The organism is Klebsiella sp. WP4-W18-ESBL-05 (assembly GCF_014169075.1).
Classification (GTDB): domain Bacteria; phylum Pseudomonadota; class Gammaproteobacteria; order Enterobacterales; family Enterobacteriaceae; genus Kluyvera; species Kluyvera ascorbata_B.
Genome location: NZ_AP022057.1, coordinates 2,598,535 through 2,611,977 on the forward strand (window position 1 = coordinate 2,598,535; position 13,443 = coordinate 2,611,977).

16 protein-coding genes and 3 tRNA genes are annotated in these 13,443 nt (G+C 55.2%); 9 read left to right on the plus strand and 10 right to left on the minus strand.

Annotated elements, in window-relative coordinates:
• Positions 1 to 33 precede the first annotated feature (33 nt).
• Positions 34 to 615 (plus strand): superoxide dismutase [Fe], encoded by a 582-nt coding sequence (gene sodB / locus H7R58_RS12595; RefSeq protein ID WP_182930487.1) that lies wholly within the window; start codon positions 34 to 36, stop codon positions 613 to 615.
• Between the two features lie 76 nt (positions 616 to 691).
• Here the strand turns inward: sodB and H7R58_RS12600 are convergent, their stop codons facing one another.
• Both H7R58_RS12600 and H7R58_RS12605 read right to left on the minus strand, forming a co-directional pair.
• Positions 692 to 1,858: an MFS transporter gene (locus H7R58_RS12600; RefSeq protein WP_106926762.1), complete on the minus strand. Its 1,167-nt coding sequence runs from the start codon at positions 1,856 to 1,858 to the stop codon at positions 692 to 694.
• 158 nt (positions 1,859 to 2,016) lie between these two features.
• On the minus strand, positions 2,017 to 2,106 hold the full coding sequence (locus H7R58_RS12605) for a cytochrome bd-I oxidase subunit CydH (RefSeq protein WP_106926760.1): 90 nt from the start codon (positions 2,104 to 2,106) through the stop codon (positions 2,017 to 2,019).
• Positions 2,107 to 2,400: 294 nt separating this feature from the next.
• On the opposite strand from H7R58_RS12605, the gene purR reads away from it, so the two are divergent.
• The gene (gene purR / locus H7R58_RS12610) at positions 2,401 to 3,426 is read left to right on the plus strand and encodes an HTH-type transcriptional repressor PurR (protein WP_064545731.1); all 1,026 of its coding nucleotides are present in this window, start codon (positions 2,401 to 2,403) and stop codon (positions 3,424 to 3,426) included.
• Between the two features lie 18 nt (positions 3,427 to 3,444).
• Here the strand turns inward: purR and punR are convergent, their stop codons facing one another.
• The gene (punR, locus tag H7R58_RS12615) at positions 3,445 to 4,356 is read right to left on the minus strand and encodes a DNA-binding transcriptional activator PunR (protein ID WP_106926758.1); all 912 of its coding nucleotides are present in this window, start codon (positions 4,354 to 4,356) and stop codon (positions 3,445 to 3,447) included.
• Positions 4,357 to 4,468: 112 nt separating this feature from the next.
• On the opposite strand from punR, the gene punC reads away from it, so the two are divergent.
• Positions 4,469 to 5,662, plus strand: coding sequence for a purine nucleoside transporter PunC (punC, locus tag H7R58_RS12620; RefSeq protein WP_182930486.1), 1,194 nt, complete (start codon positions 4,469 to 4,471; stop codon positions 5,660 to 5,662).
• Between the two features lie 299 nt (positions 5,663 to 5,961).
• Positions 5,962 to 7,110, plus strand: coding sequence for a cyclopropane fatty acyl phospholipid synthase (gene cfa, locus H7R58_RS12625; protein ID WP_182930485.1), 1,149 nt, complete (start codon positions 5,962 to 5,964; stop codon positions 7,108 to 7,110).
• 42 nt (positions 7,111 to 7,152) lie between these two features.
• Here the strand turns inward: cfa and H7R58_RS12630 are convergent, their stop codons facing one another.
• Positions 7,153 to 7,788 carry a riboflavin synthase subunit alpha gene (locus H7R58_RS12630; protein WP_106926752.1) on the minus strand — a complete coding sequence of 212 codons (636 nt, stop codon included), beginning with the start codon at positions 7,786 to 7,788 and terminating at the stop codon, positions 7,153 to 7,155.
• Between the two features lie 251 nt (positions 7,789 to 8,039).
• Between H7R58_RS12630 and mdtK the strand changes: the two genes are divergently transcribed.
• Complete coding sequence (gene mdtK, locus H7R58_RS12635; RefSeq protein WP_106926750.1) at positions 8,040 to 9,413, plus strand: MdtK family multidrug efflux MATE transporter; 1,374 nt, start codon at positions 8,040 to 8,042, stop codon at positions 9,411 to 9,413.
• 46 nt (positions 9,414 to 9,459) lie between these two features.
• Here mdtK and zinT read toward each other — a convergent pair whose 3' ends face one another.
• On the minus strand, positions 9,460 to 10,089 hold the full coding sequence (gene zinT, locus H7R58_RS12640; protein WP_106927047.1) for a metal-binding protein ZinT: 630 nt from the start codon (positions 10,087 to 10,089) through the stop codon (positions 9,460 to 9,462).
• 298 nt (positions 10,090 to 10,387) lie between these two features.
• Between zinT and H7R58_RS12645 the strand changes: the two genes are divergently transcribed.
• The 3 genes from H7R58_RS12645 to H7R58_RS12655 all read left to right on the plus strand — a co-directional run bounded on the left by H7R58_RS12645 (position 10,388) and on the right by H7R58_RS12655 (position 10,626).
• Positions 10,388 to 10,464, plus strand: a tRNA-Val gene (locus H7R58_RS12645).
• 4 nt (positions 10,465 to 10,468) lie between these two features.
• A tRNA-Val gene (locus H7R58_RS12650) sits at positions 10,469 to 10,545 on the plus strand.
• Positions 10,546 to 10,549: 4 nt separating this feature from the next.
• A tRNA-Val gene (locus H7R58_RS12655) sits at positions 10,550 to 10,626 on the plus strand.
• A gap of 38 nt (positions 10,627 to 10,664) precedes the next feature.
• On the opposite strand, the gene H7R58_RS12660 is transcribed toward H7R58_RS12655, so the two are convergent.
• From H7R58_RS12660 to H7R58_RS12680, 5 genes are all read right to left on the minus strand, one after another.
• Positions 10,665 to 10,985, minus strand: coding sequence for a putative quinol monooxygenase (locus tag H7R58_RS12660; RefSeq protein ID WP_106926748.1), 321 nt, complete (start codon positions 10,983 to 10,985; stop codon positions 10,665 to 10,667).
• A 124-nt stretch (positions 10,986 to 11,109) separates the two neighbouring features.
• Positions 11,110 to 11,430 carry a thiosulfate sulfurtransferase PspE gene (gene pspE, locus H7R58_RS12665; RefSeq protein ID WP_374956743.1) on the minus strand — a complete coding sequence of 107 codons (321 nt, stop codon included), beginning with the start codon at positions 11,428 to 11,430 and terminating at the stop codon, positions 11,110 to 11,112.
• Between the two features lie 140 nt (positions 11,431 to 11,570).
• Positions 11,571 to 11,978, minus strand: a complete 408-nt coding sequence (locus tag H7R58_RS12670) for a cupin domain-containing protein (RefSeq protein WP_182930484.1) — start codon at positions 11,976 to 11,978, stop codon at positions 11,571 to 11,573.
• On the minus strand, positions 11,978 to 12,619 hold the full coding sequence (locus H7R58_RS12675; protein ID WP_182930483.1) for a carboxymuconolactone decarboxylase family protein: 642 nt from the start codon (positions 12,617 to 12,619) through the stop codon (positions 11,978 to 11,980). Before H7R58_RS12675 ends, H7R58_RS12670 begins: the two co-directional genes overlap by 1 nt.
• Positions 12,620 to 12,840: 221 nt before the next feature.
• On the minus strand, positions 12,841 to 13,047 hold the full coding sequence (locus H7R58_RS12680; protein WP_106926740.1) for a glycogen synthesis protein GlgS: 207 nt from the start codon (positions 13,045 to 13,047) through the stop codon (positions 12,841 to 12,843).
• Positions 13,048 to 13,297: 250 nt separating this feature from the next.
• Here H7R58_RS12680 and H7R58_RS12685 point away from each other — a divergent pair, with 250 nt between their 5' ends.
• Entirely contained in the window at positions 13,298 to 13,438 is a 141-nt protein-coding gene (locus tag H7R58_RS12685) for a hypothetical protein (RefSeq protein WP_106926738.1), read from the plus strand.
• The last annotated feature ends 5 nt before the right edge of the window (positions 13,439 to 13,443 follow it).

Here is a 13,443-nt window from a genome sequence, read left to right on the forward strand (position 1 = left end):
ATTGAGAGTAAAAATAATAAAAGGAGAGTAGCAATGTCGTTCGAATTACCTGCATTACCGTATGCCAAAGACGCCCTGGTTCCGCATATTTCTGTGGAAACGCTTGAGTATCATTATGGTAAACACCACCAGACTTACGTCACCAACCTGAACAACCTGATCAAAGGCACCGCCTTTGAGGATAAAACGCTCGAAGAGATCGTACGCACCTCTGAAGGCGGCGTGTTCAATAACGCGGCTCAGGTCTGGAACCACACCTTCTACTGGAACTGCCTGGCGCCGAACGCCGGCGGCGAACCGACCGGTGCCGTTGCAGAAGCGATTAACAAATCCTTCGGCAGCTTCGCCGACTTCAAAGCCCAGTTTACCGATGCCGCAGTGAAAAACTTCGGCGCAGGCTGGACCTGGCTTGTGAAGAAAGCAGACGGTTCTCTGGCCATCGTATCCACGTCTAACGCCGGCACCCCGCTGACCACCGACGCGAAGCCGCTGTTGACCGTCGACGTGTGGGAACATGCTTACTATATTGACTACCGCAACGCCCGCCCTAACTACCTGGAGCACTTCTGGGCTCTGGTGAACTGGGCGTTCGTGGCTGAAAATCTGGCTGCGTAAGCACAAAAAACCCGGCGTTGCCATGCTTCGCCGGGTGATATGCCATCGCGCAGAAGGCTTGCCTTCTGCGTTTTTTTTACTCGCTGACCAGCGCCTGCGCACCACGGCGACGGCCGCTGAAGAACACGACCGCCAGCGCCAGCGCAGCAACGATCGCCCCCATCACCGGTACAAAGCTGTAGCCCAGCCCGCCCGATATAACCGCACCGCCGGCCACGGCCCCCAGCGCATTACCGAGGTTAAACGCGCCAATATTCACCGACGACGAAAGCCCCGGCGCTTCGTGTGCTACCCGCATCACGCGCATCTGTAGCGGCGGCACCACGGCAAACGTTGCCGCGCCCCACACCACCATGCTAAACGCCGCCCCCACCTGGCTCTGCGCCAGCCAGGGAATGGCCAGCATAATGGCCATCAGCAGCAGCAAGAAACCTTTGAGCGTACCGCTAACCGAGCGGTCAGCAAATTTGCCGCCAAGGAAGTTGCCAATAGAGAAGCCAACGCCAATCAATACCAGCATCAACGTAATAAATCCCGGCGTGGCGTGCGTCAGGGTCCGCAATACCGGCGAAATGTAGGTATAAAGCGTAAACATCGCACCAGCGCCGAGCACGGTGGTCAGTAAGGCAGAAAGTACCTGTGGGCGCACCAGTACCGCCAGCTCACGCTTAACGTCCGGTTTTTCCCCTGCCCCACCCTTCGGCAGCGACAGCCACAGACCCGCCATGGCGACAATCCCAAGGCCAGCCGTCGCCAGGAACGACATGCGCCAGCCAATGGTTTCACCCAGCCAGGTCGCCGCCGGAACGCCGCCGATATTGGCAATCGTCAGGCCCATAAACATGGTCGCTACCGCGCTCGCCTGCTTATGCTTTGGCACAACGCTCGCGGCAACCACCGACCCCAGACCAAAGAACGCGCCGTGGTTGAGGCTGGTAATAATGCGCGACAGCATCAGCGTGGTGTAGTCAGGCGAGATAGCCGACAGCACGTTACCAAGGGTAAAAATCGCCATCAGGAAAATCAGCGCATTGCGCCGCGCGCGATGAGACAACAGCAGCGTCATCAGCGGGGCCCCGACCATCACGCCCACGGCGTAGGCGCTGATCAACATTCCAGCGGCGGGAATAGAGACGTCAACGCCCTTCGCAATGACCGGCAGCAGCCCCATGGGCGAGAATTCGGTGGTCCCTATGCCAAAGGCGCCAATCGCCAGGGCAAGCAGGGGATAATTGACTTTCATGCAAAAACTCCGGTTGGCCGCGCACAGCTGGCGGCATGACAACATAGGACAAAAGCATGACATCAATCACAGAAAATCAGAAGTGTACAAAACAGCAAAAGATTATTGCTAATTTGATAACAATTGACGGGAGGGAGCGAACTCCCTCACCGGAGGAATTAATGCAATACGGCGGTCAGTGCAGCGGCAACAATGAGCGCAAGCGTAATAATGGTAGTGGTGAGCGACAGCTTAAGTTCGGTACTCATCAATTTTTCTCCTTTTTATTGCCACAGTGAAACTGAGCTTACTCATTTTTGCACAGATAATCGTAAAAATCTTCACAGATTTAGCAGGATGTTGTTTTTTGCTCTTCCACTTTGCGTCGGGATACGTCAAAATTCGACGCTTATTTATAAGCGTACCGGCCATTGACCCCCTCCTGTCGTCCTGTATCGTTTTCCCGGCGAATCGCAATTCACAAAATTGCGTCAGGGTGTGTGAAGGCAAACGTTTTCCTTTCGATTTTTTCAGGGGCAGGCCAGGGTCTGGAGTGAGATGGAATGGCAACAATTAAAGATGTAGCGAAGCGCGCAAACGTTTCCACTACAACCGTATCACATGTAATTAACAAAACGCGTTTTGTCGCCGAAGAGACGCGTGAAGCGGTCTGGGCGGCGATTAAAGAACTGCACTACTCGCCGAGCGCCGTTGCCCGCAGCCTGAAGGTCAACCACACCAAATCCATTGGTTTGCTGGCCACCAGCAGTGAAGCAGCCTATTTTGCCGAAATTATTGAGGCCGTAGAGAAAAACTGCTTCCAGAAAGGGTATACCCTGATCCTCGGCAACGCGTGGAACAATCTTGAGAAGCAGCGCGCGTACCTGTCAATGATGGCGCAAAAGCGCGTCGACGGTCTGCTGGTCATGTGCTCAGAATACCCGGAGTCACTGCTCTCCATGCTGGAAGAGTATCGTCACATTCCAATGGTGGTGATGGACTGGGGCGAAGCCAAAGCCGATTTTACCGACTCGGTTATCGATAACGCCTTCGAAGGCGGTTATATGGCGGGCCGCTATCTGATCGAACGCGGCCATCGCGATATCGGCGTGATCCCGGGCCCGCTGGAGCGCAATACCGGCGCAGGCCGTCTGGCAGGCTTTATGAAAGCGATGGAAGAAGCGCAGATTAACGTACCGGCAAACTGGATTGTTCAGGGCGACTTTGAACCAGAATCCGGCTACCGGGCGATGCAGCAGATTCTGTCCCAGCACCCGCGCCCAACCGCCATCTTCTGCGGCGGCGATATTATGGCCATGGGCGCACTGTGTGCCGCCGATGAAATGGGGCTGCGCGTGCCGCAGGATATTTCGCTGATCGGGTATGATAACGTGCGTAACTCACGTTTCTTCACCCCCGCGCTGACCACTATCCATCAGCCGAAGGACTCGCTTGGCGAAACGGCCTTTAACATGCTGATGGATCGCATTGTCAGCAAGCGCGAAGAGTCACAGTCAATTGAGGTGCACCCGCGCCTGATTGAGCGTCGTTCTGTGGCCGACGGTCCGTATCGCGACTACCGCCGTTAATCGCGTTCTGCGAGCGCCCTATACGGGCGTTCGCAGCCACTCCTCGTTCAGCGTCTCACTATCCCCCAGGTACTCCAGCAGCCAGCTTAATGCCGGTGACGCTTCACTTTGCTGCCACGTGAGGCAACAGGCGGCATCCGGGAACGGGTTCTCCAGCGTCAGTGCGACCCACTCTCCGCTCTCCAGCCATGGCTGAGCCAGATGCCCCGGCACCATCGCCGCACATAAGCCGGCGGAAATACAGGTTTCTGACGACGCCCAATCCGGCACCACCACGCGTTTTTGGTTATCCAGCAGCCAGGTCGTACGCTTAGGCAGCGAACGCGAAGTATCCTCGCGCACCAGTGACGGCCAGTTGCGCAGCACATCATCGCTGAGCGGCCCATCCAGACGCGCCAGCGGATGTGCGCTGGACACCACGCAGTGCCAGTTGAGCATTCCCATATCCCGAAAAGCAAAGCGCCCCCCGACCGGAATCGCCTGCGTGGCGCCAATCGCCAGCTCGACGCGGCCGTCCGCCAGCGCATCCCATACGCCGTTAAAGACTTCCTGGTAAACAATCAGCTCAACGTCGCTAAAGTGACGGTAAAAATCGACAATCAGCTGGCGCGTACGCTGTGGCTTAACAATATTATCAACGGCAATCGCCAACTGGCCACGCCAGCCGTTGGCAATCTGCTGGCACTGCTGGCGGGTGATCTGCATTTTTTTGATAACAGACCGCCCTTCTTTCAGGAACCATGCCCCGGCAGGCGTTAATTCCACGTCGCGATGACGGCGTTCAAACAGCGGTACAGCCAGCCACTCTTCCAGCTGTCGTACCGTATAGCTTACCGCAGAAGGCACACGATGCAGTTCCTGCGCGGCGGCGCTAAAGCTACCGTTACGCGCTACCGCATCAACGACTTCAAGAGAATATTCAGACCACATTTTCTGCCTGCAAAAAATTTGAATCCATGACTCAAATATTAGCGTTTCACAACCCTGAATGCACTCTCTACACTCGGCGGCAAGGTTAATATCAGATAATAAAGGGCAATTTATGCAACCTGGGAAAGGATTTTTAGTCTGGCTCGCGGGGCTGAGCGTGCTGGGTTTTCTGGCCACCGACATGTACCTGCCTGCTTTTGCTGCCATTCAGCAAGACCTGCAAACGCCGGCCTCGGCGGTCAGCGCCAGCCTGAGTTTGTTCCTGGCCGGCTTCGCCGTCGCGCAGCTGCTGTGGGGGCCGCTGTCTGACCGCTATGGCCGCAAACCCATTCTGCTGGCGGGCTTAACCATTTTCGCCGTGGGCTGTCTGGGGATGCTGTGGGTCCGTGACGGCACTACCCTGCTGGTGCTGCGCTTTGTGCAGGCGGTCGGTGTATGCGCCGCAGCCGTTACCTGGCAGGCAATGGTCACCGACTACTATCCGGCCCAGCGTACTAACCGCATTTTCGCAACCATCATGCCGCTCGTCGGGCTGTCACCCGCGCTGGCACCGCTGCTTGGCAGCTGGCTCCTGGTCCACTTTGACTGGCAGGCCATCTTTGCGACGCTGTTTATTATCACGCTGGTGCTGATGCTGCCGGCTTTTCGTCTCAAGCCCGCGCACAAAAAGCACGCCGTCAACGGAGAAAAGCTGACGTTTATGCGCCTGCTGCGCAGTAAAGACTATCGCGGTAACGTACTTATCTACGCCGCCTGCTCCGCCAGCTTCTTTGCCTGGTTGACCGGCTCGCCGTTTATCCTGCACGAAATGGGCTATAGCCCGACCGTCATTGGCCTGAGCTATGTGCCGCAGACAATCGCGTTCCTGATTGGTGGCTACGGTTGTCGCGCCGCACTGCAAAAATGGCAGGGTTCACAGCTGCTGCCATGGCTGCTGGTCGGGTTCGCACTGAGCGTCGTGGGAACCTGGGCCGTCGGCCTGGCCCAGGATGTGTCGCTGACCGCACTGCTGATTCCGTTCTGCGTGATGGCCACCGCTAACGGCGCTATCTATCCGATCGTCGTGGCACAGGCGCTGAAGCCGTTCCCACAGGCCACCGGTCGCGCGGCGGCGTTGCAAAATACGCTTCAGCTCGGTCTGTGCTTCCTGGCCAGCCTGGCGGTATCGACACTGATTGCGACTCCGCTGCTTACCACTACCAGCGTGATGCTGGTAACCGTAGTGCTGGCCGGTATCGGTTACGGCATGCAGCGCGCCGCCCGTCGCGCCGAACGCCAGGCTGACGCCGCTGCGTCCCACGTCTGAATATTCCTCGCATCAATACTTCCATAAATGATTAGGGCGCTAAGTTTTTTTGTTGAATCAAGGCACTTAGCGTCCTATACTGGATCGGCATCACATAATTAGTATACATTGAACTTATTATGCGGAAGCAGGACGGCTTCCCCTTAAACCACGGATTGGCTTTCGGCAAGGGGTTCTTCCCTTCCTCTGTGCTACGTCGGATAGCAGGCTCACGAATTTTTCGTGACATTTCTCACAAACCAGAAAAAAGCGTCTACGCTGTTTTAAGGTTCTGATCATCAGGTCGGGATGGAGAAGCTATGAGCTCATCGTGTATAGAAGAAGTAAGCGTACCGGATGACGACTGGTATCGTATCGTTAGCGAGCTGCTAAACCGAGCAGGCATTGAAATTAACGGCAATGCCTCCTGCGATATTCAGGTTAAAAATCCGCGTCTTTTTAAACGAGTTTTACAGGAAGGTTCGCTGGGTCTTGGCGAAAGCTATATGGACGGTTGGTGGGAATGCGATCGTCTGGATATCTTCTTCGACAAGGTACTGCGCGCCGGACTTGAAAACCAACTCCCCCATCATTTAAAAGATACGCTGCGCGTGGCCGGTGCGCGTTTGTTTAACCTCCAGAGCCGCAGACGCGCCTGGCAGGTAGGCAAAGAGCACTACGACCTCGGCAACGATCTCTTTAGCCGCATGCTCGACCCTTTCATGCAATACTCCTGCGGCTACTGGAAAGAGGCTGAAAACCTCGAGCAAGCCCAACAGGCCAAGCTTGAGCTTATCTGCCAGAAGCTGCAGCTGGCGCCGGGAATGCGCGTGCTGGATATCGGCTGCGGATGGGGTGGCCTGGCAGCCTATATGGCGAAAAACTACGGCGTGACCGTCAAGGGCGTCACCATTTCCGCTGAACAGCAGAAGATGGCGCAGGCGCGTTGTGAAGGGCTGGACGTTGAGATTTTGCTCCAGGACTACCGCGACTTAAACGATCAGTTCGACCGCATCGTGTCCGTCGGCATGTTTGAGCACGTTGGGCCAAAAAACTACGACACCTATTTCTCCGTCGTTGACCGCAATCTCAAGCCCGATGGGTTGTTTTTACTGCACACCATTGGTTCGAAAAGAACCGACAACAATGTCGATCCGTGGATCAACAAATACATCTTTCCGAATGGCTGTTTACCGTCCGTGCGCCAGATTGCCGTCGCCAGCGAACCACACTTCGTGATGGAAGACTGGCACAACTTTGGTGCCGACTACGATACCACGCTCATGGCCTGGCATAGCCGTTTCCTCGCCAGCTGGCCGGAAATCGCCGACAACTATTCTGAACGATTCAAACGCATGTTCAGCTACTATCTTAACGCCTGTGCGGGAGCCTTCCGTGCGCGTGATATTCAGCTGTGGCAGGTTATGTTCTCCCGTGGGGTTGAACAAGGTCTGCGCGTCGCGCGGTAATCCGGCATTGACGCCTGCGCCACCCGGCGCAGGCGTTTTCCGTTATTCTGCTACCGCCTGCGCGGCAGCCTCTTTCGCGGCCATCACGCGTTCAACGGTATCCACTACCGCCTGCGTTTGCGGATCGATCTCGATATTCACGCGGTCACCCAGACGTTTTTTACCCAGCGTCGTGCGCTCCAGCGTCTCTGGAATCAGGTGCACGCAAAAACGCGTCGCCGTGACTTCACCTACCGTCAGGCTAATACCGTCGATGCCGATAAATCCTTTGTAGAGGATATATTTCATCAGCGACGGGTCCTGGATTTTAAACCAAATCTGTTTGTTGTTTTCAGACGTCAGAATTTTAGCCACTTCCGCAGTGGTCATAATATGACCCGACATCAAATGGCCGCCAATTTCGTCGCTGAACTTCGCCGCGCGCTCAACGTTAACGACGTCACCAACCTTCACATCGCCAAGGTTGGTAATACGCAGCGTCTCTTTCATCAGATCGAAGCTAATCTGGTCGCCGTTGATTTCCGTGACCGTTAAGCAACAGCCGTTGTGTGCAACCGAAGCCCCGGTTTCCAACCCGGCCAGCATAGATTCTGGCAGCGCTACTACGTGGGTGCGGAAGTTCGGTTTCTCATCAATAGACACGATTTTTGCCGTGCCCTGCACAATACCCGTGAACATATCGTCAACTCCTATTAATCATCGTGCCGGCATCGCTACCGGTTCATCTGCTACGCACAATAGCAGTTGATAAAACAGGTTGCCACCTTCCGCGCCGCTCCCCCCTTTTTTTGACTAGATTAATAGCAAATCCCCGCTACAATATCGGAGCAATTCCTCTATTTATTCTTCTTGCTGCCGGTTAAGGCGGCTTATCTGTCTCCCGTACACGGCGTACGGCGAGAATAAATAACAACAATACAGGTGTTCACGTGCAGAAGTACTTTAGCGAAGCGCGTCAGTTATTAGCTCTGGCTATCCCGGTTATCCTTGCGCAGGTAGCACAAACGGCCATGGGGTTCGTTGATACGGTGATGGCCGGCGGTTACAGCGCCACCGATATGGCCGCCGTGGCGATCGGCACGTCTATCTGGCTACCCGCCATTCTTTTCGGCCACGGCCTCCTGCTGGCGCTGACGCCGGTTATCGCCCAGCTTAACGGCTCCGGCCGACGCGACCGCGTCGCGCTTCAGGTTCGCCAGGGGTTCTGGCTGGCCGGTTTTGTCTCGCTGCTGATCATGGTTGTCCTGTGGAATGCGGGCCATATTATCCGCGCCATGCATAACATTGACCCGGCGCTGGCCGACAAAGCCGTTGGCTATCTGCGTGCGCTGCTGTGGGGCGCGCCGGGCTATCTCTGCTTCCAGGTAGCACGTAACCAGTGTGAAGGGCTGGCGAAAACCAAGCCCGGCATGGTCATGGGCTTTATCGGCCTGCTGGTGAACATTCCGGTGAACTATATCTTTATTTACGGGCATTTTGGGATGCCGGAACTCGGCGGCGTTGGCTGCGGTGTGGCAACCGCCTCGGTTTATTGGGTGATGTTCTTCAGCATGCTGTACTACGTCCGCCACGCAGGCTCGATGCGAGATATTCGTCACCACGCGCGTTTTAGCGGCCCGGACCTCACCATTCTGAAGCGGCTGACCACGCTGGGGCTGCCGATTGCGCTGGCGCTGTTCTTCGAAGTGACGCTGTTCGCGGTTGTCGCACTGCTGGTCTCTCCGCTGGGGATCGTGGATGTCGCTGGCCATCAGATTGCGCTCAACTTCAGCTCGCTGATGTTCGTTCTGCCGATGTCGCTGGCGGCAGCGGTGACGATTCGCGTAGGCTTCCGTCTGGGCCAGGGTTCAACGCCCGACGCACAGGTTTCTGCCCGCACCGGCCTGGGCGTCGGCGTATGCATGGCCGTCTGTACGGCAGTATTCACGACGCTGATGCGGACCCATATCGCCCTGCTCTATAACGATAACCCGGAAGTGGTGACGCTGGCGGCACAGCTGATGCTGCTGGCAGCGCTGTATCAAATCTCCGACTCCATTCAGGTGATTGGCAGCGGAATTTTGCGCGGTTATAAAGATACTCGCTCCATCTTCTTTATCACCTTTATTGCCTACTGGGTGCTGGGCCTGCCGTGCGGCTATGTGCTCGCGCTGACCGATCTGGTGGTTGAGCGCATGGGTCCGGCGGGTTTCTGGTGGGGCTTCATTATTGGTCTGACCTCGGCCGCAATCATGATGATGCTCAGAATGCGTTTCCTTCAGCGTCAGCCTGCGGCGGTTATTTTACAACGCGCGGCACGCTAATTGCCCCGCCCGCGCCGCCGTGAACCCACGCGGCGCGGGCCGTACCTTAGTGGTGCAGCATCTCTTCTACAACCTGCTTGCTGGTGAGCTGGTACGGATAGTACGTCGGCCAGTTATCCATCTCAGCCAGCAGCGCTTCCTGCGACTGGTTGCCCATAAAGATATGGAAATGTGCGGATTTACGCGGCGCGATCGTGTGATCGCTGAACTGCACGTATTTCGGCGCAGCGCTTTTGGCATCCTGACACTCAAACAAATAGCGCACCCCTTTTTTGCCTGACGCGTAGGTTAACACCTTGTGCCCGGCATAGCGGTACTGGCAGGCGCTGACCTTGTCACCTACGTGAAACTCCATGACGCCGTTTTCAATGCCAATCATGTTCACGTCCGTCGCGTAACCTTTACGGTAATACTCTTTAATCTGCGCGAACGTTTTGCTGTGGTCTTTTTGCGCTTTCTGGCGGAAAACCGGATCGAGCTCGCCGGACAGCAGCAGCGCATTCACCGACTCCCACACGCCGTCCCAGTCCTCAAGCGGGCGATCCTTCACGTCGCTGACGTCAAAAATGCCTTCTGCTGCCTTCTGCTCTTTTTCCGACAACGGCTTGCCGTGATCGTGATGTCCATGGGCCCATGTTTGCCCGCTCATCAGCAGCGCGCCCATCGCTAGCGCCATTTTTCCCAGATGCTTCACTCGCCTCTTCCTTCTGTGATATTGACAGGATGCAAAACGTTATAACATTACATTTCCATTTTCAACCATCGATGACAAAAATGGCCGGCAGCGTCAGGAGTGATAAAAAGCGTCAAAAGTGGGGGGAATAAAAGCCAGCGAGATCAACGTATTTTGTAAAGCGAAGAAAAATGCGTCAGAGATGGGCAAAAGTTCTCCAGTCGCGTGAAATCACACATTTTCCACTTGCCACAGCCCGCCGCTGCCGCTAATATTCGTCCCCGTTGCCGCAAGCAACAATGCGTTCGTAGCTCAGTTGGTTAGAGCACCACCTTGACATGGTGGGGGTCGTTGGTTCGAGTCCAATCGAACGCACCATTATGCGTTTATAGCTCAGTTGGTTAGAGCACCACCTTGACATGGTGGGGGTCGTTGGTTCGAGTCCAATTAAACGCACCATAACGCGTTCGTAGCTCAGTTGGTTAGAGCACCACCTTGACATGGTGGGGGTCGTTGGTTCGAGTCCAATCGAACGCACCATATCCTCTCGATATGGCGCCTCTCTCTTCTCTTATGTATCACGGCAGCTTGGTTAAGCGCTGTACGCTGATGCCGTCCAGCTTTCCATCCAGCGTTGCCAGAAAATCATCATGGTACGGCATTGCGACGTGCTTTTTCAGATCATCCTCTGATTTCCAGCGCTCGATAAACACGAACGATACCCTGCCCTCGTTCGCCAGCTCACGCACGTCGGGAATGGCCTTACTTTCATGAAGATCGTACTGCAGGCACCCCGCCTCCTGGTGCGTCAGCGGTACCATGGCCTGCGCGGCTTGTCTGATGGTGTCGATATATTCCGGACGGGGGGTGAGAGTGGCAACAATCTTGACTTCGCTCATGTGAGATCCTTCGTGCATTAATGACTACCCCGAGCGGCTTCACGCGGAAACCACCCGGGGACCTGAATTATTCAGGCTAGCAACGGAGTCTCATTTTCGCCAACCCTCGGCCAGCGAACGGCGATTACTTCACCAGCGTTTGTTTTTTCTCAACGTCTTTCAGGCCACCCTCATTGATGGCGTTCTTGTAGCCCATTTTTTGCAGCAGCGTTTCTGCTTTACCCGACTGGTTGCCGGTATTGCAGTACAGGTACAGCGTATCGTTTTTGTCCTGCGTCACTTCGCCAATTCGCGCCGCCAGCTGCTTAAGCGGAATATTCACCGCGCCCTGAACATGCGTTTCCTGATACTGTTCTGGCGTGCGTACATCAATCCAATGCTCAGCGGCCCAGGTCGCGGTAGAGGCCAGCATAACGGTACCGGCAAGCAGGATATTTTTAAGCAGTCGAAGCTGTTTAGACATGATATTTCCTCAAATTAAACGTCACGTCAGATTATAGCCCTCTGATTTATAGGGGATAGCCATCATTCGCGGTAAAAAGGTGACCTGAGTCATGTATCATGACCATTCAGCTCCATGCAAGCCTAGGGCAGCTTTGCGTATTCGTCGTCACTCACCGCTTCAAGCCACTCATTTGAGGCTCCCGGCGCCGGGACTTCAACCGCGATATGGGCAAACCAACTATCGTGCGCCGCACCGTGCCAGTGTTTGGTACCGGCAGGAATATTCACCACATCGCCCGCCTTCAGCTCACGTGCCGCTTCACCCCACGCCTGATACCAGCCCCGCCCACCGGTCACCAGCAAAATCTGCCCGCCCTGATGATGAATGTGCCAGAAGTTACGACAGCCGGGTTCAAACGCTACGTTGCCAATCGTCACTCCCTCACGGGACAGCATGGTCAGGTAGCTGGTTCCGGTGAAATATTGCGCGTAGGCTTCATTTTTTTCACCGCGCGGGAAGGCGCTATTACCATCAAACGGTGTGTTCATCACTGCTCCTGTTGATTAAGAAATTGTTCAAGCACCGCACGCGCGTTTTCAGCCATGGCGGGCAAACATTTTTCTGCCAGTACCGCGATAAACGTCCGCAGTTGCTCCACCGTAATGCCATTATGACGGCTGATGGCGTAGTGACTTTTCAGCTGACTTTCCGCCCCTTGAATGGCCGCCAGCGCCGCGATAGTCGCCAGTTCGCGAGTAGGCCAGTCCAGCACATCGCGCTGGAAGATATCGCCAAACAGATGCGCCTTCAGATAAACGTCTATTGCGGGTGCAAAGTCGAACAGCGGCCCGCTAACCGGCTGCCCGACCAGCCGGGTCTGATTATCCGTTCCCGCAACAAGGCTGTTCCAGTCCTCCGGCGGCAGCGTGGCGCTTTTGCCCTCGTCGTCCACCTTCCCCTGTCGTTTGCGCGCGTCCACAACCGACATAAAACAGCCCAATGCATTCAGGCTGCGTGGAAAACCGCAATAGGCGTAGAGCTGAACCAGCACGTCTTTAATTTCATTAATCGTTAAGCCTGCATCAAGCCCTGCATTTAGCGCCTGATCGAGTTTGTCCATCGCGCCGCAGGCGGTAAATGCTGCAATCGGGATTAGCGCCTGCTGGCGAGCGTTCAGTAAGGTGTGCATATTATGGTCTCCGAAACGGAGCCGTCGCCCCGTCTGAATGTGTGGATGCGAGAATTATAGCGAGCAACGACGATGGCGATTAGCGGGGTAAATCAGAACTGGCCTATGAATAAATTTCATCAATCATGCGGGACGGCAGGAGGGTGAAAAACGAACAGCGCATAACATCAAGCCCAGGCCCTCAGATACCAATAAAAACGGGCCATTCGGCCCGCTAATGATTAACACACTTCCAGCGCCCGCGTACGGGCCCTCTCAGCCTGCTTTCGGTAATGTTCATACCTTGCACAAAACCAGGCTTTCTGCTGCGCGTTCATGTTGCCCGTTACGGCGCTGATGTCGATGGGATGGCCCAACGCGTGCATATGAGCAAAGCTGCGGGCCAAAAAATCAAAATTGGTTAATGCCTGTGGGTCCTGTTTCTGCATTGCATATCCCTCCGAACTGGTTCATTTTTTAAGGTTATATGCTTTCCTGTTTCCAGTATTCGCCTGTTATCGATATCACTTTGAACAATGCGTGCGCATTCCAGTCGCGCTACGTCACATTTTGACCAAGAGTTCGGCAAAAGAGACGGTTCGTGCTGAATAGACGGTCGGCGGCTGTCTGAGTGGGTACATCAATCAACATTTTTGCAATATACTGTGACAAGTGTAGAACAGAGTGAGTACATGACGAATGGAAATTGATCTCGACAATCTGGTTTTTGATGGATTAGACGAAGCGCAGGAACGTAATGCGGAGCGTCTGGACGATGCGGATAAGAAAGCGCAGGCGATTATCGCCGATGACGACTGCGGCGACGCCTGCAAAATCTGATAAAA